The organism is Arthrobacter sp. TMT4-20 (genome assembly GCF_054510775.1).
Genome location: NZ_JBTNDW010000001.1, coordinates 443982 through 464570, shown reverse-complemented (window position 1 = coordinate 464570; position 20589 = coordinate 443982). Strand labels below are relative to the sequence as shown.

Annotated in this window: 19 protein-coding genes; 12 read left to right on the top strand and 7 right to left on the bottom strand. The window is 62.7% G+C overall.

Annotated elements, in window-relative coordinates:
• The first annotated feature begins 120 nt into the window (after positions 1-120).
• From ACX80Z_RS02110 to ACX80Z_RS02095, 4 genes are all read left to right on the top strand, one after another.
• Complete coding sequence (locus ACX80Z_RS02110) at positions 121-957, top strand: SURF1 family protein (RefSeq protein WP_459314778.1); 837 nt, start codon at positions 121-123, stop codon at positions 955-957.
• The gene (locus tag ACX80Z_RS02105) at positions 954-1442 is read left to right on the top strand and encodes a DUF3817 domain-containing protein (RefSeq protein WP_019481582.1); all 489 of its coding nucleotides are present in this window, start codon (positions 954-956) and stop codon (positions 1440-1442) included. The genes ACX80Z_RS02110 and ACX80Z_RS02105 overlap by 4 nt, the downstream gene beginning before the upstream one ends.
• Before the next feature lie 149 nt (positions 1443-1591).
• Entirely contained in the window at positions 1592-3142 is a 1551-nt protein-coding gene (gene guaA, locus ACX80Z_RS02100) for a glutamine-hydrolyzing GMP synthase (protein ID WP_116778350.1), read from the top strand.
• A 123-nt stretch (positions 3143-3265) separates the two neighbouring features.
• Positions 3266-7165, top strand: a complete 3900-nt coding sequence (locus ACX80Z_RS02095) for a DUF4011 domain-containing protein (RefSeq protein ID WP_459314777.1) — start codon at positions 3266-3268, stop codon at positions 7163-7165.
• 122 nt (positions 7166-7287) lie between these two features.
• Here ACX80Z_RS02095 and cpaB read toward each other — a convergent pair whose 3' ends face one another.
• The 3 genes from cpaB to ACX80Z_RS02080 form a co-directional block, all read right to left on the bottom strand.
• Entirely contained in the window at positions 7288-7989 is a 702-nt protein-coding gene (cpaB, locus tag ACX80Z_RS02090) for a Flp pilus assembly protein CpaB (protein WP_459314776.1), read from the bottom strand.
• A 92-nt stretch (positions 7990-8081) separates the two neighbouring features.
• Positions 8082-8435 (bottom strand): FmdB family zinc ribbon protein, encoded by a 354-nt coding sequence (locus ACX80Z_RS02085; RefSeq protein WP_024476859.1) that lies wholly within the window; start codon positions 8433-8435, stop codon positions 8082-8084.
• A 93-nt stretch (positions 8436-8528) separates the two neighbouring features.
• The gene (locus ACX80Z_RS02080; RefSeq protein WP_459314775.1) at positions 8529-9164 is read right to left on the bottom strand and encodes a 5-formyltetrahydrofolate cyclo-ligase; all 636 of its coding nucleotides are present in this window, start codon (positions 9162-9164) and stop codon (positions 8529-8531) included.
• Between the two features lie 88 nt (positions 9165-9252).
• Here ACX80Z_RS02080 and galU point away from each other — a divergent pair, with 88 nt between their 5' ends.
• From galU to ACX80Z_RS02060, 4 genes are all read left to right on the top strand, one after another.
• Positions 9253-10149, top strand: a complete 897-nt coding sequence (gene galU, locus ACX80Z_RS02075; protein ID WP_019481588.1) for a UTP--glucose-1-phosphate uridylyltransferase GalU — start codon at positions 9253-9255, stop codon at positions 10147-10149.
• 10 nt (positions 10150-10159) lie between these two features.
• Positions 10160-10840, top strand: coding sequence for a GNAT family N-acetyltransferase (locus tag ACX80Z_RS02070; protein WP_459314774.1), 681 nt, complete (start codon positions 10160-10162; stop codon positions 10838-10840).
• Between the two features lie 28 nt (positions 10841-10868).
• Complete coding sequence (locus ACX80Z_RS02065; RefSeq protein ID WP_459314773.1) at positions 10869-11888, top strand: hypothetical protein; 1020 nt, start codon at positions 10869-10871, stop codon at positions 11886-11888.
• A 61-nt stretch (positions 11889-11949) separates the two neighbouring features.
• Positions 11950-13143 (top strand): phosphotransferase, encoded by a 1194-nt coding sequence (locus tag ACX80Z_RS02060; RefSeq protein WP_459314772.1) that lies wholly within the window; start codon positions 11950-11952, stop codon positions 13141-13143.
• Between the two features lie 293 nt (positions 13144-13436).
• Here the strand turns inward: ACX80Z_RS02060 and ACX80Z_RS02055 are convergent, their stop codons facing one another.
• Positions 13437-13910 carry an Lrp/AsnC family transcriptional regulator gene (locus ACX80Z_RS02055; protein WP_459314771.1) on the bottom strand — a complete coding sequence of 158 codons (474 nt, stop codon included), beginning with the start codon at positions 13908-13910 and terminating at the stop codon, positions 13437-13439.
• Between the two features lie 137 nt (positions 13911-14047).
• Between ACX80Z_RS02055 and ACX80Z_RS02050 the strand changes: the two genes are divergently transcribed.
• Positions 14048-15295: an MFS transporter gene (locus tag ACX80Z_RS02050; protein ID WP_459314770.1), complete on the top strand. Its 1248-nt coding sequence runs from the start codon at positions 14048-14050 to the stop codon at positions 15293-15295.
• 261 nt (positions 15296-15556) lie between these two features.
• Here the strand turns inward: ACX80Z_RS02050 and ACX80Z_RS02045 are convergent, their stop codons facing one another.
• Genes ACX80Z_RS02045 through ACX80Z_RS02035 form a run of 3 tightly spaced genes read right to left on the bottom strand, consistent with a single transcriptional unit; the run spans position 15557 to position 17578 of the window.
• Positions 15557-16069, bottom strand: coding sequence for an Lrp/AsnC family transcriptional regulator (locus tag ACX80Z_RS02045; protein ID WP_019481596.1), 513 nt, complete (start codon positions 16067-16069; stop codon positions 15557-15559).
• A gap of 43 nt (positions 16070-16112) precedes the next feature.
• Positions 16113-17123 (bottom strand): nitronate monooxygenase, encoded by a 1011-nt coding sequence (locus ACX80Z_RS02040; RefSeq protein ID WP_459314769.1) that lies wholly within the window; start codon positions 17121-17123, stop codon positions 16113-16115.
• Positions 17123-17578 (bottom strand): MarR family winged helix-turn-helix transcriptional regulator, encoded by a 456-nt coding sequence (locus ACX80Z_RS02035; RefSeq protein ID WP_459314768.1) that lies wholly within the window; start codon positions 17576-17578, stop codon positions 17123-17125. The genes ACX80Z_RS02040 and ACX80Z_RS02035 overlap by 1 nt, the downstream gene beginning before the upstream one ends.
• Positions 17579-17688: 110 nt before the next feature.
• Between ACX80Z_RS02035 and ACX80Z_RS02030 the strand changes: the two genes are divergently transcribed.
• The 3 genes from ACX80Z_RS02030 (at position 17689) to ACX80Z_RS02020 (ending at position 20549) form a co-directional block, all read left to right on the top strand.
• A complete protein-coding gene (locus ACX80Z_RS02030; protein WP_019481599.1) occupies positions 17689-18120 on the top strand; it encodes an NUDIX hydrolase in 432 nt (143 codons plus the stop codon).
• Positions 18121-18452: 332 nt separating this feature from the next.
• A complete protein-coding gene (locus ACX80Z_RS02025; RefSeq protein ID WP_024476874.1) occupies positions 18453-19670 on the top strand; it encodes a pyridoxal phosphate-dependent aminotransferase in 1218 nt (405 codons plus the stop codon).
• 21 nt (positions 19671-19691) lie between these two features.
• The gene (locus ACX80Z_RS02020; protein WP_459314767.1) at positions 19692-20549 is read left to right on the top strand and encodes a polyphosphate kinase 2 family protein; all 858 of its coding nucleotides are present in this window, start codon (positions 19692-19694) and stop codon (positions 20547-20549) included.
• The last annotated feature ends 40 nt before the right edge of the window (positions 20550-20589 follow it).

Below are 20589 nucleotides of genomic sequence, written 5' to 3'. Positions count from 1 at the left end.
CCTAGCGCCTTCGCACCCAAGTGGTAGACACTTCCCAATCACTAAATTGCCCACTGCTGGCCGGTTGGGAATTCTCGGGTGCATTCGGTTTTCTACACGGTGACGAAGTACCGTTAAGGTGTGCTCAAAACCGCGCTGAAACCCCGTTGGATCCTTTCACTGATCCTCGCCATGGTGATTGCGGGAGTCTTTGTGCTTTTGAGCCAATGGCAGTTCTCCAACTCGTCCGGTGAAGCGCCGCCCCCAGAGAGCGCCACCGAGCAGGTACAACCGCTAACCGACGTTTTTAGCCCGGGTGTCCCCATGACAGCGCCGGTCGCGGACCAGATGATCACCATGGATGGCGAGTTTCTCGCTGACACCACGGTGTTGGTGCAGGATCGGCTTCAGGAAGACCGGGCGGGGTTCTGGTTGATCTCGGCCTTTGCGGTCGATCAGGGGACCACGGTGGCGGTGACCGGTTTCGACGAGCAGACAGTAATTCCGGTGGTGCACGGTTGGATCGCCGACGCCACAGCGGCGATTGAGGTGCCTGAGCTGGTAGGTCCAGGCTCCGTGATCGGGCGGCTGCTTCCAGCTGAGGGCCCGGTCGCCGAGCGACCAGTCGCTGGCCAGATTCCCACCCTCGCGACTGCCGACCTCACCAACCGGTGGGACCGGGCCATCTACTCCGGCTTCGTCGTCTCAACAAGCACCACGCTGGCTGGAGCGCAGCAGGCACCCGAGGATCCACTGGAGGTCGTCACAGTCGGTCCCCAGCCGCAGGAGACCCCGCTGAACTGGCTGAACATCTTCTACGCCGTGGAATGGTTTGTCTTTGCCGGGTTCGCCTTCTTCCTCTGGTGGCGCCTGGTGGCTGATGATTACCGGCGCACCCTCGAAGAAGCAGAAGATGACGAGGCGGAAGAAGTCGCCCCGTCCGAGCGTGAAACAACTACGAATGAGGTACGACAGTGAGCACGCCAGACGTCAACAAATCCATCGACGGCAGAGCTGGTACCGCTAAGAAAACCAAGCGACGGTTCGGCGGCACCCACGCCCAGATTCTCTCCGCCGTGAAGTTCTACAAGGTGCTGGCCTACGCCACCGGGATCATGCTGCTGCTGGTGGTCGTGGAGATGATTGCCGCCTACGGCATGCAATCCCACATCATGATCGGCGGACCCGAGGGGCTGCTGTCCCTGACTGACAAGGAGTTCTCGGATTCCGCCGAAGGGTTCAACTTTTCCACCACTGTGCTGATCGTGCATGGCTGGATGTACGTGGTGTACCTGATCGCTGATTTCCGGTTGTGGCAGATGATGCGCTGGCCGTTCAAACAGTTCCTGGTGATGGCCCTGGGTGGGGTTGTGCCGTTGCTGTCCTTCATTGTTGAACGCCGGATCCACCGTCAGGTAGAGCAGGAGCTCGCCGCCCACCCCGAGGCAGCGTCTCGGTACTAGCGATATCGGGCCGTCGCAATGTGCGGTCGGGTGCCCATGGCGACTATTGTTGATGCGTGACTATTCCCGCACCCGGACCCGGAGTTTCAGGCCAAGCCGAAGCCACCGCCACCCCCCTCGAGGAGATCTCCGAAACCAGCCACCGGCCGGTGCTGGTGGTGGACTACGGCGCCCAGTATGCCCAGCTCATTGCCCGCCGGGTCCGTGACGCGGACGTTTACTCCGAGGTGGTGCCGCACACCCTCAAAACAGCCGATCTGCTGGCCAAAAACCCGGTGGCGATCATCCTGTCGGGCGGTCCCTCGAGCGTCTATGCCGAGGGTGCACCTCGGGTTGACCCCGAGCTGTTCTCGGCAGGCGTGCCCGTCCTGGGAATCTGCTACGGCTTCCAGGCCATGGCCTCAGCCCTGGGCGGTACGGTCGCGAAGACCGGGCTTCGGGAGTACGGCTCCACCGACGTCGCAGCGTCCGGCGTCGGGGGATCGTTGCTCGACGGTGTCCCCGAGCACCAGAACGCCTGGATGAGCCACGGCGATAGCGTTCAGGCCGCACCCGATGGATTCGAGGTTCTGGCCAGCACCGCTGGTGCCCCGGTTGCTGCCTTCGCCGACGAAAAACGGCGCCTCTACGGCGTGCAGTGGCACCCTGAAGTGAAACATTCGGACCACGGGCAGCAGGTGCTGGAAAACTTCCTGTTCAAGGGCGCACGGCTTGACGCCAACTGGACCACCGGCAACATTCTTGAAGAGCAGGTAGACCGCATCCGCGAGCAGGTGGGGGACGCGCGCGTCATCTGCGGGCTCTCCGGAGGGGTTGACTCCGCCGTCGCCGCAGCCCTGGTGCAGCGGGCTGTGGGCGACCAGCTGACCTGCGTATTCGTGGATCACGGTCTGCTCCGCGAGGGGGAAGCAGAGCAGGTCGAGCGTGACTTCGTTGCTGCGACCGGCGTCAACCTCTACGTAGCCAATGAACAAAAGCGGTTCCTGGACGCACTGGCTGGGGTCAGCGATCCTGAAACCAAGCGCAAGATCATCGGCCGCGAGTTCATTCGCGCTTTCGAGGAAGCCGAGCGGGCGATCATCGCCGAGGCTCAAGCACACGGTGAAAAGATCCGCTTCCTGGTGCAGGGCACCCTTTACCCCGACGTCGTTGAGTCCGGTGGCGGCGAAGGTGCTGCGAACATCAAGAGCCACCACAATGTGGGGGGTCTTCCCGAGGACCTGCAGTTTGAACTCGTCGAACCCCTTCGTGCCCTGTTCAAGGACGAGGTCCGGGCGGTCGGCGCGCAGCTTGGGCTGCCCGCCGAAATTGTGGGTCGACAGCCGTTCCCCGGCCCAGGTCTGGGAATCAGGATTGTCGGCGACGTAACCCAGGAACGGCTTGACCTGCTGCGCCGGGCAGATGCCATCGCCCGTGCGGAACTGACAGCGGCCGGACTGGACAACGAGGTCTGGCAGATGCCCGTCGTGCTGCTCGCCGACGTTCGGAGCGTCGGAGTGCAGGGTGACGGTCGAACCTATGGGCATCCGATCGTACTCAGGCCCGTGTCTAGTGAAGATGCAATGACCGCCGATTGGTCCCGCCTGCCGTTTGACCTGCTCGCCCGGATCTCCAACCGCATCACCAATGAGGTAGAGGGAGTGAACCGGGTGGTGCTGGATATCACCAGCAAGCCGCCAGGCACCATCGAGTGGGAGTAGTCCGACCCCGGTTGGGAAGGGTATTTGACCGTCCCCGGTGTTGCGGCCCCGCCGTGACCACCCTTGTCGGATAGCTTGGAAGGCATGCCCATCTGGTCGAGATCGTCGAAAATAACCGCAGAAATGGAGACCACCGTGTCAGTGCAGGATCCCGGGGACTCCGCTGGGAACTTCCTCCTGCCGTGGCTCAAGCAGCTCGGCGCCCACGCGGGTGCCGACACCCTGCTGCACTTCTCACCTGCGTCGGCCAACAGCATCGATCTCACGCACGCCCACCCCTCGGGTCTCGCCCAGCTCCTTGCTGGCCGTCGCACCCGGCTGTCCACTCTCCTCCGGGACCCGGGTCAGTACGCGGCTGCGATGAAGGCGGCACGGGTCCTTCGGGCGAAGATCTACGAGGTGGGCACCGAGCGCGGTATCGACGTCGGTTATCTCGCTGCCGGGACCGCCGCCTGGCGCAGCGTCGACGACGACGGCCGGTCCGAGTCGCTGACCGCGCCGGTTCTGTTGACCTCGGTTTCACTGACGGTTCATGCGTCCCAGGATGACTACGAACTCCAGCTCACCGAGCATGCGCGGCTTAACCCCGCGCTGGTGCGCCACCTGCGGTCAGCACAGGGGATGTCATTCGACCCCGAGTCCGTCGCCAAACTGGCCTACGGCACAGCGCGCTTCGATCCGTTGCCGGTCCTGGACAAGCTCCGTGCACTGACCGAGGGTGTGCGTGGGATGGCCATCGAGCACCATCTCCTCGTGTCCACCTTTGCCGATCTCGCTGACGTCGCCGACGATCCGGCCATCCGCTCCGACCATCCCGTGCTTGCAGCCCTGGTGGATGCGGCAAAGGAGGGACAGCCCGCACTTGCGGCACCGGACGCCCCTGAGCTGGCAACACCGATTGATGAACGTCTGCCAGCCGATGAACTGCTGATCAGGGATGCCGACTCTGCGCAGCAGCAGGTCCTGGACCAGATCATCCAGGGACGGTCATTGGTGGTGTCGGCACCCCCAGGATCAGGCCAGACCCAGACCGCGCTCAACGCCGTTGCGGCTCTTGCCGAGCAGGGCAAGAGCGTCCTAGTGGTGGCTGAGCGTCGCGGTACCCTCAACGAAGTGGTCCAGGAACTGGACACACTGAACCTTGGCTCGCTGGTCCTGCAGCTCAATGCCAACATCAATGAACAGCAACTCAAAGACCAGCTGATCCGGGCGATCGTGCGGAACGAGAAGGCGACGCGGCCCGAGCTGGACGGACTCCACCAGACTCTGGTCGACCACCGCCATCAGCTGCAGGACCATGTGAGGTCTCTGCACAACGTGCGAAGCCGCTGGGGTTGTTCGCCCTACCAGGCAATGCAATCGCTGGCGGAATTGACCTCGCTGAATCCCTCGCCGGCAACAACGGTTCGCCTGCTCCGTAGCGTGATGGACAGCATCCCCGACCGCGTTGAGCTCGCTGGCCGGCTCCGCAGGGCAGCAGAACTGGGCAGCTTCAGCGCCTCGGCCGTAGAAAGTCCCTGGTACGGCGCCAAGCTGCTGAACCGTAAGGAAACTGAGCGTGCACACGAGCTGGCCGTCGACCTGGCCCGCGACATCCCGCTGCTTCGGGAAAAGGTGCTGCGGGTAGCCGATCATTCCCAAATCAGTCTCGGCGGTTCGTTCACCGAGTGGGGAGAGCAATTGGAGCTCCTCGCGGCGGTCCGGGCAAGCCTCGACAAATTCACGCCAGATATCTTCGACCGGCCGGTCACCGACCTCATCACCGCCACGGCCTCATCGTCCTGGCGTCGGGAGCGCGCCATCGAGATGAGCTCGATGACCCGATCGCGGCTTCGCAGGGTGGCAAAGGAATATGTTCGCCCCGGTGTACACATCGCCGACCTGCACACTTCCCTGGTGGAAGTGCAGCAGCAGCGGACGCTCTGGACCCGGTACGCGACGACTGAACGGCACCCCTCTGTGCCAACGGGTCTAGCCGAGATCAACAACTTCCACCACAAGATCCGCCGGGAGCTGGACGAGCTCACCAAAGTACTTGCCACGACCCCCGGCCATGTTGACCTGGCCGCTATGCCGCTGGAAGAGCTGGGCCAACGCCTCGCCGAGCTCGCCAGGGACAGACAAACCCTCGCAACCCTGCCGGAGCGCACCCTGCTGCTCGACGAAATGCGTGAACGTGGGTTGGGCGAATTGCTCGATGATCTGGCGCGGCGCGAAGTAAGCGCGCGTCAGGTGGGATCCGAACTGGAACTGGCGTGGTGGCAGTCTGCCCTCGACGCCATGATCAGCGGTGACGACTATCTGGCAATGTCCGACGGCGAGAGCCTGCGCCGGCTCGAAGCGGACTACCGTCTGGCCGACAATGCGCACATCGCTTCCGGTCCAGGACGGCTCCGGTTTGCCCTCGCTGAACGCTGGCGGACGGCGCTTGCGGCGCATCCCGCGGAAGCGGAGAAGCTCCGGGAACTGCTCCGCACAGGCACCCTGGATCTCGCTGGGCTCAGTGCCCAGGATGACGACCTGGTGACCGCCCTCATGCCGGTTTGGGCGGCGAGTCCCCTCATGCTTCCGATGGTGCTACCAGCCGACAAAACCTTTGACGCGGTCATTGTTCTGGATGCCGAATCAATCTCCCTGCAGTCGGCCGTTCCGGCTCTGGCGAGGGCAACCCAGGTCATCGCTTTCGGCGATGACCGCCTCGGTGGACCCCAAAGCTTCAGCGTCGGCGCTGGAGCCGAGTCACCTCAGGAAGCCGACCAGCTCACCAGCGCCTACTCGGCCCTCTCTGGCATCTTCCCCACCAGTCCGCTGAGCGTGGTGTATCGGGGCGTTGACAAGGCCTTGACCGGCTATCTGAGCGACACCTTCTATGACGGCCGGCTCTCCCGGCTACCTCATGGTTCGGAAGTTTCGGGTACCGGCCGGGCCCTCACCGTCGACTATCTACCGGACGGCACCGGAATGCCGAGCGCCGATCAGGCCGGTGTGGAAAGCGTTGCGGCCGAAGTCAGCCGTGTCGTGGAACTGGTCTTCGAACACATCCGACGCCGTCCCAGCAGTTCGCTGGCAGTGGTAACCGCTAGCGCCCGGCACGCAGGGCGGGTAGGCCAGGCGATTAGACAGCGGATGGCAGAGCTGCCCTGGGCGGCTGACTTCTTCGCCCCGGGTAAGGAATCGTTCCGAGTGGTCCCGGTCGAGCGGGCCGCGGGCCTCACCCGGGATTGCGTGATCTTCTCCCTTGGCTTCGGGCGGACCCCGCACGGCAGGGCACTGCATAACTTCGGCCAGCTGTCCGGCCCCGATGGTCGCGGTCGGTTCGTCACAGCCATGACCAGGGCGCGTCACCAACTCCACATTGTTACGTGCTTCCTCCCAACGGACCTCGACCCCACCCGGCTCGACAATGGAGCGTTGGATTTCTTCGGTCTGCTCGAGCGGGAGCTGGGGGAGGGGACCGGAGAGACCCCGGATCCGTCAGGGGAGCCCGCAGCACCGGTGAACCCAGATCCGCTGGTCGCGGATCTGGTCAATCGACTTCGCGACCGTGGTGCCCACGTGCTGGACCACTATGACGGTGTTCTCGACATCGTCGCCACAGCAGGGCCGGGAACAGTAGGTAAGCCGTCCGACGAGTCAGGTTCCGGCATGCAGACGCCACCGATCGCTATCGAATCCGATGGGACCGAAAGGTACCGCACCATGACGGTTCGGGAGCGAAGCAGGCTTCGCCCCCAACTCCTTGAGCGGATGGGGTGGCGGTACATGCCCCTCTGGACCATCGAGGTGTTCACCGACCCGAACGGATGCGCTGATCTGATTGGACGCTATCTGGGGTTGCCCGAGGTGACCAGTGGACGACATTCAAACTCACAGAGCGGGACGAGCATGAGCGGGACAGGCCAGGCAAGCCACGACAGTGTCCTGCCCAAGCGCGCTGCAGAGGATGAGGCCGATTCATGGGGTGAGCGCGACGAGTCCCATGAAGCGTGGTTGAAGGACCAGCGTCCCCCGCACTGGGACTGACGGTCCTGACTGGCGGCCCTGGCAGCCGAACCAAGGACGCCGTGCGCTAGCGCAATGTCCTCGCCGTGCCCTAACTCGATGGTCTAACTCGATGGTCTAACTCGATGTCCTAACTCGATGGCCTAGCCGGGTGGTGCGCCGGTCAGCACCAGATGAACGTTGCCGGTGCTGGAGGCGCCCGCCAGGGCTGCGGCGTCTGCCGGTGCTGCGGCAACCACCACGAGCCCTTCGCTCTCAGAGTTGCCCGGCCAGACGCCCGATGGGCCGCTGCTGGGGGTAGCCGAGGTCCACAGCACCGGCAAACCCCGAGCCAGCACGGTTGTGTCACCAGGTACGTCGAAGCCATTCCCCGTGCTGAGCACAACTTCCACATAGTGGCCGGGGGACAGCAGCTGGACCGTTGACGGGTCCGACGGGCGTAAGGGTACCGCGACGGTGCCTGCGGGTGCGCCGGTGAGCAGCCCTGATCCGACAAAGGCGGTGGGGGTGAGAACGAAGCCGTGCGGCAGGGGAGTGGCGAGCTGTTCACCCACTACTTCGCTCGGGTCGGCGAAGGACGCGGACATGACCGCCTCGGCCGGCAGTTCAACAATGGTCAGGTGGGCGGCAGTGAGAACGGTACCCACCGGGAGATCTGCCGCCGCCGCAACAACGCCGACGCGGGTCTGCTCGGGAGGGATCAACGCCTCCACGGCCACTGCCGTGGCCAGGCAGAACAGCATTGCTGCCAGGAGCCTGCGGTTTCGGAACACGAACCGCCCGACGCGGTGCGAGGATTCCCCGGCTCGTTGGGGGTGCCGTGGTGGATGTTTGCCAAGGGCCATCCACAAACATTAGAACCGCCTTGGGAGCACGAGGGGCGCTTCGCCTGCTATGTGGATAAAGCCACTGTGGCAGACGGTGTTCAGCGGTGTCCCTAGCTGGCGGCCGCGGTGGTCTTTGTCGCCGGTGCTGACTTCGTGGGGGCCGGGGAGGCATCCTTGCCCGGGCCTGTGGTGCTGGGTTTGTTCTCGGAGCTGCTGGACGACGATTCAGAACCCGAGCCGGTGGACGCCACGGAATTGCTCGCACCGACGTCGACTGACTTCTTGCTGTCGCGGGAATCATTGCGGTAGAAACCGGACCCCTTGAAGACAACCCCCACGCTGTTGAACTTTTTCCGAAGCGATCCGTCGCATTCAGGGCAGACGGTCAGGGAGTTATCGGAGAAGGCCTGGTGAATGTCGAAAGCGTGTTCGCAGTCTCTGCAGGCGTATGCGTAAGTAGGCAAGAAAATCCTCCTGGACAAGCTGTGTTCTTGGGGATCGGTCACCCAAGTCGGTTCGACTGGCACTCTAAGGTCCCGAGTGCTAAGTCTACACCGCTACGCTGCAGGGCTCAGCCGGTGGAACGCGGAGGGGGTGAACGCGCCGCTGAGCGGCATGTCGAGTTCGGTCTTAGCAAGCGACCGCTTCGGTAACAGTTCGTGTTCATAGAGATATGCTGCCGCCGGGAGGTCCGGCACCACCGTCCGTGCCTGGGCAAGGAACCGATCGTAGTAGCCGCCGCCCTGTCCCAGGCGGGTGCCGGTGTGGTCGACCGCCAGTCCTGGCACCAAAACGAGGGAGGGCAAGCCATGACGGTCCAGTAGCTCGGAAAAGCTGAAGCGTTCACCTACAGGTTCCATCAGGGGCGCGCGAGGGCTGCGGCGCAGTTCGGCGTCGGCGCTCCACTGGCACCAGGACAGCTGATAGTCAGGCTCGCAGATCGGCACGACGACGTCGTATCCGTCGCGGTTTAACGCGTCAAGGAGCCGCGCGGTCCCTGGTTCAGGGTCCATTGATAGGTAGGCGGCGATCAAACCGCCGTGGGGGCCTGACGATGCCTGCAGCCGTTGTCGGACCTGCTGAGCCAGGCCAGCAGCCGAGCGGAGACGCTCTTCATTGGACATTTCTCGGCGCCTGGAACGAAAGAGCTGCCTGGCATTTTGCTTTTCCGCCGCCGTCGTAGTGTGTCCCATACCGGCACACACTACCGAAACCGACCACTGTTAGCCTCCCGCAGCCAAATGTCGCTATAAGCGGACTGACGTTATGTAGGGTGGTGTCATGAGCTCACGAGTGAACAAGGCTGTCATCCCCGCTGCGGGACTTGGCACGCGGTTTCTTCCCGCCACGAAGGCGATGCCCAAAGAAATGCTTCCGGTAGTCGACAAGCCGGCGATCCAGTATGTGGTCGAAGAAGCAGTCCATGCCGGTATGACCGACATTCTGATGATCACCGGACGCAACAAGCGTTCGCTGGAGGACCACTTCGACCGGGTGCCATTTATCGAGCAGACCCTCGAGGCGAAGGGCGATCACGAAAAGCTCGCCGCGGTCCGTCGTCCATCGGAGCTCGGGGATATCCACTACCTCCGCCAAGGCGACCCGAAGGGTCTCGGACACGCAGTGCTCCGTGCGAAGCTTCACGTCGGCAACGAGCCATTCGCCGTCCTGCTCGGCGATGACCTGATCGACGAGCGGGATGTTCTCCTCAAGACCATGATCGAGGTACAGGAAAAGACCGGTGGGTCAGTGATCGCGCTGATCGAGGTTGACCCTGAGCAGATCAGCGCCTACGGCTGCGCCGACATTTCAGCCATCGACGGCGAAGAGTATGTTCGGGTCAGCGAACTGGTGGAGAAGCCAGCAATTGACGAAGCTCCATCGAACCTGGCAGTCATCGGTCGCTATGTCCTGCACCCGCGGGTCTTCGACGTTCTGGAAACCACCGGCCCCGGCCGCGGCGGTGAAATCCAGCTGACCGATGCGCTGCAGACTCTTGCCTCTGCCGACGGCGAAGGATCAGGCGTATACGGAGTGGTGTTCCGTGGACGCCGGTATGACACGGGAGACAAGCTCAGCTACATCAAGGCCGTGGTCACCCTCGCGTCGGAGCGTGAGGATCTCGGCCCAGACCTCCAGGACTGGTTGAAGAGCTTCACCAACAACCTCAACGGCTAGCCTGTACCCAGTGAGCGGGCAATTCACCTGGCCGGTGACCCTTGAGACCGACGATCTGGTCCTCAGGCCCGTTCGTTTACGAGACAAGCGGGAATGGTCAGCGGTCAGGCAACGCAACGCTGACTGGTTGGCGCCTTGGGAGGCATCAAATCCCGCCCCGGGCGGCTACCTGCCGAGTTACACCGAGATGGTCCGGTCGTTGAAGAAACAGGCACGGAGCGGCTCCGCGTTACCTTTTCTGATCACTAAACGCAGCTCTCACCTCCGGGAGACCGCCATTGTCGGCCAACTCACGGTTTCGACGATCGTTTGGGGGTCGGCGATGAGCGCCACTCTCGGCTACTGGGTGGACCGGCAGCGCGCCGGCCAGGGCATCGCCCCCACCGCAGTTGCCCTGGTGACCGACTACTGCTTCCGGAGCCTGGGACTCCACCGGATGGAAATCAACATCCGGCCGGAAAATTCGGCGAGTCTACGCGTCGTCGAGAAACTGGGATTTCGGGACGAAGGGCTGCGCGAGAGTTACCTGCACATTGCCGGTCAATGGGCCGACCATCGCAGCTTCGCGCTGACCCACGACGAGGTCCCCGACGGGCTACTGGCACGCTGGAAAAACCAGGTGGCGCGTAGCCACCGGGACACGGCAATTCACCAACCCGGGGACGACACACCGCCGGCAATACTCACCTGATCAGGGTAAACAACCTACGGTTTTAGACGTGGACTTCTCTATGAACAGCTCGGTGGTGCTCGCCGCTATTGTCGGCCTCTGGCTGATCTGGGTTGCCCCCTACGTTCTTCGTATCCGCCGCCCGGCCCTGTTGGTTGAGCCGGTGGCCACCTCCGCCCTAGTTTCATCAGCAACAGCCGAGAGCAAAGTCTCTCAGGGGAGCATTATGGAAATGTCCGGCCACACCACCGACGCCGCTGGCACCATGGGCGGCGGAGCAGCCCCCAAGGCCTACTCGCCCCAGGGCCACCTCACCATCCGGCGCGGGCGCAGCTCCATTGCCGCCATCGCTGCTGTAGCGCTTCTAGCGGCCGTCGTCTGCATACCTCTCGCCGCCCTCTCCCTGGTGCCAGCACTGGTACCTGCTGGAGCCTTCGTGCTTTTCCTGCTTGCGGTAGCAGGACTCCGGGTCCTCGCTGTCCGCGATCGGCGTCGTAAGGTCGAGGCGGCATTCGCAGACGCCATGTCCCACCGGACGACTGACCTGCCTCCCCGGGCACAAGCGTTCGCCGCCCCGGCTGTTCCCGCCCCGCAGCGGGAGACCAACCTCTTCGACGCCGAAACAACGGGCCCCGCAGCAGAGAGCTCTCCTAACGAGCAGGGGTCGACGACGGGCACAACCGGTACCGCAAACCTGACTGCCACCGAACTGCGCCAGGCAGCCCTGGCCGTCGCCGCCAGTGCCAACGTTACGGAAGCAGCCAGCGCTGATCCCCACAGTTCCGTCTCACCCGACGCTAAGGCGACTACCGAATCCGCAGGAACACCCTGGCAGCCCGTTGAGGTGCCCAAGCCCATTTATGTTGCAGCCGCAAAGGCACAGCGGCAGGCTCCAGCCCCACTGGAGCTCCCTGCTGCTCCGAAGGCACAGGCCAAAACGACCCTGAAACAAGGAGCAGCTGCGCCCGCAGTAGCCAGTCCTGACACGTCATCGGGAAGCAACTCAACCGCCAACCCCACCACTGGCAGGATGAACCTGGATGACGTCCTACAGCGTCGTCGGGCCTGATTCTTCCCACCCAAGGCAGGGGGCCGAGGCGGCCCAACTGCGTTTGCTTGAGGGAGACGACGTGGCTGAGCCACTTCGCCTCGCACTCGCGACGTTAGGACGACGACCCACTCACTGGTCACTGGAACAGGTTCACCACCGTCCCGGAGCCGGGGCAACCGGAATATATCAGGTGCAGGCGGAAGCCGAAAACGGCGAACTCACCACAGATTTTTTATGCGTCAGCACCGCGCCACTACCTGCCGACATCCCCGCAACGGTGCAGCTCAGCAGACCCGACGACACCACGTTAACGGTGTGGCTACACCCTAACGATCCACTGCTACCCGGGCTGCCGTGGGCGTGCGATGCCCGAAAAGTGGGCGAAGCGCTGTTCCTGGACAGCCAATCAACCGGGTCGTTACCGGAGGGCGTTCCGGTGCTGGCGACGGTCAGCTACCGTCCCCTCAGACGGGCAGTCCTCACCGCAGACCTGGCCGGCCAGCGGCGTTATCTGAAGGTTCTCCGGGCCGGTCAAGCAGCCCAACTCGCCGCACGTCATCAAATGCTCAGGGCGGCGGCGATACCCGCCCCGTCACTCATCGACGTTCCGGCACCCGATGTGCTGGCGATGCACCCAGCTGCCGGCACCCCGCTTGCTGAACAACTCATGCGCGACGGTGCGGAGTCGCTTAGCCCGAAGACCCTGGTCGAGTTGCTGCGCCGGCTGCCAGCCGAAGCGATGCAGCTGCCGGAGCGGCCAGCCTGGTCGGCACGGGTCCGCGACTACGCCAAGGGAGCTACCGCCGTCCTACCGGGCGAAGCGACACGAATCTCGGAACTCGCCGAACGGGTGCACAGTCTCGTTGCATCAAGCCCTGCCGGCCCCAAAGTCCCGTCGCACGGCGACTTCTATGAAGGGAATCTGTTGGTTTCGGGCGGCAATGTGTCAGGTCTATTGGACGTTGACGCGCTGGGCCCCGGGTACCTGGTGGACGACCTGGCCTGCTTCATCGGGCATCTTGCGGTCTTACCGGCCCTGGACAGCCGTTACCAGCATGTCCCCGCGGCTCTCCACCGGTTCCTGGCAGTATTCGACGGCGAAGTGAACCCGGCCGCCCTTCGTGGCCGTGCTGCAGGCGTGGCGCTCACCCTGGTGGCCGGCGCCAAACACAGGGCGACCACCGCGGATCCGACGTCCTGGAGAGCCGACGCCCTGAAGCGGCTCTCCATCGCGGAGACCCTCGCCAACGAAGCGTTGACGCTTGAAAGCTGACTGATTGTGAGAGGTCTCATAATCAGTCCTTCTCGTCTCACAAACGCCGTGCACAGTGGTCATATAACGAGCTACTGAGGATCCCGAAAGGACCCCACCGACAGTAACCAAGTACCTCCCGATCCTGGCTCCAGTATCAACAGGTTCCGGGAGGGGATTTGCACAGTGTCGGACTGCGACGACGAGGGGGACGGTGCCATCGGCGTGGGCGGCGGTGCCTTGCTGGGCCCGTGGGGACTTCATCCCTGAATATCACCACTCAAGATGAGACCCACATGAGAGTCCGGGAAAAATCAGTTCTCCTCGGCGAGGGTCTGCAATAGCGGTTCGGTGCGGTACGGGATGTGTTCGTGCAGGGCCAGGACGGTCTCGGTGCGAATCACTCCCTTGATCCGCAGGATCGATCGAAGTGCAGATTGCAGGTGATGCGTGTCGGTTGCGGTGACACGACACCAGATATCGCCACGGCCCGAGATCTCATGGACTTCCAGTACCTGATAGAGGCGTCGAAGGCCGGCAATGACGCCGTCGAGCTCGCGGTGGGAGACCTCGATAGTGACGAAGGCCGCAACATCGTAGTTGAGCGCTTCCAAATCCAGTTCGCGACCGCTCGATCGCAGAGTCCCAGATCTGAGCAACCGTCGAATACGTGACTGGGCTGTGTTGCGGGCAACACCCAGCTGATCGCTGAGTTCGCCAATTTGCGCCCGCGGATCCCGAACCAGCTCCAGAAGGAGCCGGATGTCGACCCGGTCCAATTTGCTCATGACGTCCACTTCCTGTCAGTACCGTTGTCAAAAATTGGTGATAAAGCTCAAGTTTACTATTCAAAATGCCCCAATTGCACCTGAGGACCGGAGAATAAGGGGGATATGTGCTGTTTGTTTAACTCTATGGAGTCGAAGTGAGTGTTCTCAGCGAGCTGCGGATGAAACCGTCGGACAAGATCCGCTGGGGCTGGGACGCGTCAGTCAAAAGTCGGCTGGTGCTGGCTGCGGTGGTCATCTCGACCCTCCTTATTGGGGCCAACCTGGCAACGCCGATCTATCCAATCCTGCAGTCAAAGATTGGAATTTCGCCGCTCGAAGTCACAGTGGCTTTTTCCGCCTATGTGGTGTCGCTGGTGGTCGGCTTGCTGCTCGTGGGCCATTGGTCTGACCATGTTGGCCGGCGGGCGGCCCTGGTGCTCGCCGTCCTGATCGGTTTTGCCGGGGCAGGGGTATTCGGAGCAGCAACCTCGCTTCCAATGCTGGTTCTGGGGCGCTGCCTGCAGGGCGCGGCGGTCGCCCTGGCGACCGGGGCCAGTTCCGCTGCATTGCGGGACCTATTGCCACACCGACCAGACTGGGCTTCACGATTCACGCTGCTGGCGTCAGCCGGGGGAGTTGCCGCCGGGCCAATCATCGGCGGCTTGCTATCCCTGCTGCCCGATCCCAGCAGGACCCCGTTCGCCATCTATTCTGTGGTCCTGCTGATGCTCCTGGTTCCGCTGCTCACCCTGAAGGCCCGGCCAGCCATCAGGACGGCCGACCCAGCGTCGCCCCTCCGTGCCCTGAAGCCGCGTCGTCCCGCTGTATCGAAAGCCGCTGGTAGGGCCTTCTGGAATGCATCAGCAGTTGGATTCCTCAGTTTTGCCGTTTTCGGTTTCACCCTCAGCCTGGCGCCGACGTACTTTGCCTCGCTCGCCGACACTAGCTCCCGGCCCCTGATCGGGATCCTGGCAGCTCTGGTCCTGGCCTCGTCTGCGCTGAGCCAATTGATGAAGGTGCGGGGAAGGCATGTCGTCGGACTCGGGCTGACCGCACTAGGGGTGGGGGTGGCGCTGATCCCCGTGGCTGGGTCTATCGAGAGTGTGCCGCTGTTGGTTGTGGCGTGCGTTATTGCCGGGGCGGGACAGGGGGTGGCGTTTCGGATGGTGTTCAACGAGGTGTCCCTGCGGGTGGAGCCATCCCAACATGCCCAGATCATCAGTACCCTCTATGTCCTCACCTACCTGGGAAGCAGCCTTCCCGTGGTCGGCCTTGGTGCCGCAACCCAAGCGTGGGGACTGGACCGTTCGGTAGCGGGCTTCGCGGGACTGATCGCTCTGGCAAGCTTTGCTCTGGCAATGCGAAGCCTGCGCAGCACACTTCGAGGCCACCTCCCTGGGTAGCTTTCACCGCCCAACTACTGAGGCCCCACTTTTTGCCACCTATTCCCCGCCCGTCAGGCCCACGGGTTTCGACGCCCTTCTCATCCTGGTGGGTCACCGCCTGGTCTCCATCGGCGAGCGACTCGCACTCGATCAGGCCCGCGACAGTGCACCAATCCATGCTCACGACGAGAGACGGCAGGATCCAGCGGCCGCGCACCACTCAGGCCTGCGGCTGTAGGGGCCCAGCTGCACCTGGCCCCGCAGCGTCCGTCGTCGAGGCTAAGGCAACACCCCGGTATTGCCCGGTAAATGGTTGAACACCAGGGTCGTCTCGGTGTGGCCTACCACCGGATCTGTCGTCAGATGGTCCAGTACCCAGTCCCGCAGGACCTCCGTGCTTGGCACCGCCAGATGCAGCAAATAATCCACCGATCCTGCGACGTGAAAGGTGGAAACTACCTCCGGCAGATTCGGCACCCGATCAGTGAACCGATCGATCTCCTCGCGATTATGACCCTTGAGCTGGACCGAGACCATGGCCTGAACGGCGCGGCCAATTGCCGCGAAATCGAGCTGTGCGTGATACCCGCTGATCACTCCGCGGTCCACGAGTTGTCTCGTTCGTAAGAGAGCCGTCGACGGCGCCACCCCGATCCGCTCCGCGAGCTGCGCGTTGGTGATCCGTGCGTCGGCGACCAGCTCCTTCAGGATCTGCTGGTCTGTCTGATCGAGCATCGGGGTATCCCGCGCACGGTTGGGGGCGGCTAGGGTAGGTGCGGCGTCTTCAGCCATGGGCAAGCCACTTCCTCGTGAACGATTGCGGTTGGGTTCCACCCTAGCGGTCGAGCTCGGCTATTAGGTGTGCCACCAAGTCGGTCGCCCCAATCGGCTGAGCGGCGCGGTACCCCGTGCCGGCCCACAACGCCAGCAGCTCAGGATCGCCAGCAGCTGCGGCAGCCGCACGCAGGGGTGATGTCAGATGATGCACTTCCGGGTATCCGAGCGGGGCATCGCGGTGTTCCCTCATGAACTGATTCTCCAGCCCCCTTGCCGGTCTTCCGCTGAATGCCTGGGTCACCGCAGTCCCCGGAAATGCCAGGGAGGCGAGAGCGTCTCTGTGGATCTGGCGCGCACCGCTTTCATGGGTTCGCACAAACAGTGTTCCGAGCTGAACGGCTGTCGCCCCGGCGTCGAGCGTCCGCCGGATGTCCCGTCCTCCGGTGAGACCCCCCGCTGCAATCAGTGGGACTGTGGAGTTCGGGATCAGCGAGGCAATCAGGGCTGCAATGTCGGTGGTTGGCCTCTCGGCCGGATGGCTGGGATCGAAGACAGCACTATGCCCTCCCGCTGAACTGTGCTGGACTACCGCTGCGTCGACCCCGTGCTCCTGGGCTACGGCTAGCTCACGTTGGCATGTCACCGTTGAGATGACCACGGTGCCGCGTTGCTGGAGTGCGCCAATGATTGCCCGGTCCGGTAGCCCGAAAGTCAGGCTTACGAAGGGGACTGGCTCGTCCATCAGGGTGCGGACTTTGGAGTCCCAGCCGTCGTCGTCGTACTGGGGATCGGGCAGTACCACGCCATAACGGTCAGCAAGGGAAGCCAGCTTCGCGCGGTAGGCCAACAGCGGTTCCCGGTTTTTCGCAGGACCACCGGGAACGAACAGGTTCACCCCGAAAGGCAGGCCGGTCAAGCGGACCGATGCAATCTCAGCGCGCAAAGCAGTGACTGATTTGTAGCCCGCAGCGAGGAAGCCAAGGCCGCCGGCCCGCGCGACAGCTGACACCAAGGCCGGGGTCGATACGCCGCCGGCCATGGGCGCCGCGATGATTGGGGAAGGGAACATCACTCAGTCCTGTGGTCGGTCGCGTTGACCACTGAAAGGGCAGTGGTGCAGTTAGTAATCAGCTTTTCGAGCTGATGTCGGAGTAATCCGTCGTCCACACCGTCGTCGACGGCGTTAAGCGTCGCTTCGAGCCCGTGCCACGCGGCGTCGGTTAGCCGCCGACCCGAGAGCGTCAGGTCGACCACGTTCGCCCGCGGATCTGCGGCGTTGATCGACACGCTGACCAGACCCTGTTCCCTGAGCTGGTGGACGCGTTGAGTGACCGATGCCCTGCTTACGTCAAGCCCCTGGGCTATTGCCCGCTGCGGAGACGGGCCAGCGATGCGAAGGGTCAACAGGACCAGGAAAGGTGCGTAGTGGATGCCATGACGTGCGATGAGGTACTCGTCGGACACCCGGGTCACCAGTGTTGTTGCCCGGTGCAGCTTGAACACGGTCGACTGTCGGAGATCCATACTGTTAAGTAGTTAACATTTTGCCCGGCGGGTCAAGTTCCAGCATCCGACGAGCGATAGATTGCCGGGAGCAGGACCACTCACACCGCACGCTGGTTAGACTTGCCGCCATGAGTGCTGCATGGGATACGAGGATTGGGGCTTACGGGCTGATTATCGACAACGGCAAAATCCTTCTGGCGCATTGGAACGAATCCGGGGCCGCTGGCTGGACTCTTCCCGGCGGAGGTTTGGAGTTGGGCGAAGACGCGCCGGCTGCTGCCGTCCGCGAAATATATGAAGAGACCGGTTACACGGCCGAGCTCGATCACCTGTTGGGTGTGGACAGCCTCCACATCGCAGCATCCGACCGCCTCAACGGTTCTGACAGGCCGATGCACGCACTCAGGATTGTTTATCGAGCTCGCACCATCGATGGATCGCTCCGCCATGAGGCTAATGGATCGACCGACCGGGCCGCCTGGGTGAACCTCTCCGACCTGCCCACCCTTGACCGGGTGGGGCTGGTAGATGTCGCCTTATGCATGGAGAATTTACTGTGAGGACAATCAGTGAACATGCTGCAGCAGTACGGATTTACCCAGCGGGTTAGCGCCCAATGCACGAATCACTTCCCTGGTACGCCGGTAAATCAGGCCTGGCCAACGCGCTCGTCGGGAGAGCTTCGAGGCTTACGGCGTCGAGGGCGGGTCGAGAGTTGTTAGCCTCAGGGCTGGACCAGTATAGGCAGATCTGAGCGGCCTGCCGCCAGGGAAGAGGTCCAGGCCAAGGACTATCGGAATAGGTTCCGTCAGCCGTAACGAAAGGCAGCGCCGAGAGGCGCTACGGAGTGCTAATCACGTATCCCACCGCTCTGCTGTGGCATCCTGTGTAAATGGCAGAATTCAAGCAGTCAAACAAGCTCCAGAACGTTCTCTACGACATCCGGGGGCCGCTGCTCGATCATGCCAAGTTCATGGAGGCCGAAGGACACCGGATCCTGAAGCTGAACATTGGCAATCCAGCGCCGTTTGGTTTCGAAGCCCCGGAAGCCATCCTGGTGGACATGATCCGCCATCTCCCCAAAGCCCAGGGCTACAGCGACTCCCGCGGCATTTTTTCAGCACGAACGGCAGTGGTGCAGTACTACCAGGGTCGCGGCCTTACCCACATGGACGTCGACGACGTCTACCTGGGCAACGGTGTCAGCGAACTGATCACCATGTCGTTGCAGGCCTTGCTGAACAACGGCGACGAGGTACTCGTGCCCACCCCCGACTACCCACTGTGGACCGCATCGGTGTCCCTGGCCGGTGGCACTGCCGTGCACTACCTCTGCGACGAGGAAAACCATTGGTGGCCCGATCTCGAGGATCTTGCAGCAAAGATCACGAGCCGGACCAAGGGAATAGTACTCATCAACCCCAACAACCCCACCGGGGCAGTCTACCCACGCTCAATCATCGAGGGGATGGTGAAGTTGGCGCGCGAGCACGACCTCATCATCTTCGCCGATGAGATCTACGAAAAGATCCTGTACGACGATGCGGTTCACATCAACGCGGCGACCGTCACGGGTGACGACGTGCTGTGCCTGACCTACAGCGGTCTTTCGAAGGCATACCGGATCGCCGGGTTCCGAAGCGGCTGGATGGCGATTACTGGGCCCAAGCATCGGGCTGCAGATTACATTGAAGGGATCAACCTGCTGGCCAACATGAGACTCTGTGCCAATGTTCCGGCCCAGCACGCGATCCAGACAGCGCTGGGCGGGCACCAGAGCATCAATGACCTCATCCTGCCCGGGGGACGGCTGAAGCAGCAGCGCGATAAGGCCTATCAGCTGTTGAACGAGATTCCCGGGGTGAGTTGCGAACTGGCGCAGGGTGCGTTGTACCTGTTCCCACGGCTGGACCCCGAAATGTATCCGATCAAGGACGACGAACAGTTCGCCCTCGATCTGCTCAAGCAGCAGAAGATCCTGATTTCCCACGGCCGCGCCTTCAACTGGATCAATCCCGACCATTTCAGAATGGTCACGCTGCCCAACGTGGACGACCTTGAGGATGCCATCGGCAGGCTAGCCGAGTTCCTCAGTACCTACAAGCCATAAATCGCTTCTGGAAGGAACACTATGACGCCCGCAACCCCAGCGTTTGAGACCAGCCCCAGCAAGGCCCTGCTGGTGGGGCCGGATATCGACCTCGCCTCGATCGATTCCCGCTCCACCCCCGGATTTTCGGGTGGTAAGAAAAAGGGCCGGCTCAAGCTGGACGCTGAGAACGCGGAGCTGTCGGAGCTTCAGGAGAAACTCTTTGCCGAAAGCAGGTTCGGCAGCGAGGTCTCGCTACTCGTGGTGCTCCAGGCCATGGATACTGCGGGAAAGGGCGGAATTGTCCGCCATGTGGTGGGGGCAGTCGATCCGCAGGGCGTCAAGCATTACGCATTCAAGGCACCCACGGCCGCAGAGAAGCGCCACGACTTTCTTTGGCGGATCAAGAAACAGTTGCCCGGTCCCGGAATGATCGGCGTCTTCGATCGCTCCCACTACGAAGACGTACTGATCCAGCGGGTGCGCGGATTGGCGAAGCCATCGGTGATCGAGGAGCGCTACGACGTCATCAGGGATTTCGAAGCGTCGCTGGTGGAATCAGGAACACGCATCATCAAGGTAATGCTCCACATCAGTCCGGAGGAGCAGAAATCTCGACTGGCGGAACGGCTTGAACGCAAAGACAAACACTGGAAGTACAACACCGGCGATCTGGACGAACGCGAGTTGTGGGACGAGTACCAGGCCGCCTATCAACTGGCGATTGAGCGCACGACCACTCCCGAGGCGCCGTGGTTTGTGGTTCCCGCAGACCGGAAGTGGTACGCACGGATGGCTGTTCAGCAACTCATCATCGACGCGCTTCAGGATATGCAACTCAGTTGGCCGAAAGCCCAGTTCGACGTCGAAGCCGAGCAGGCACGCCTCGCCCAGTCCTGACCGACGTCGCCACCTGCCAACCCGCCCGGCCGTCCTTGGT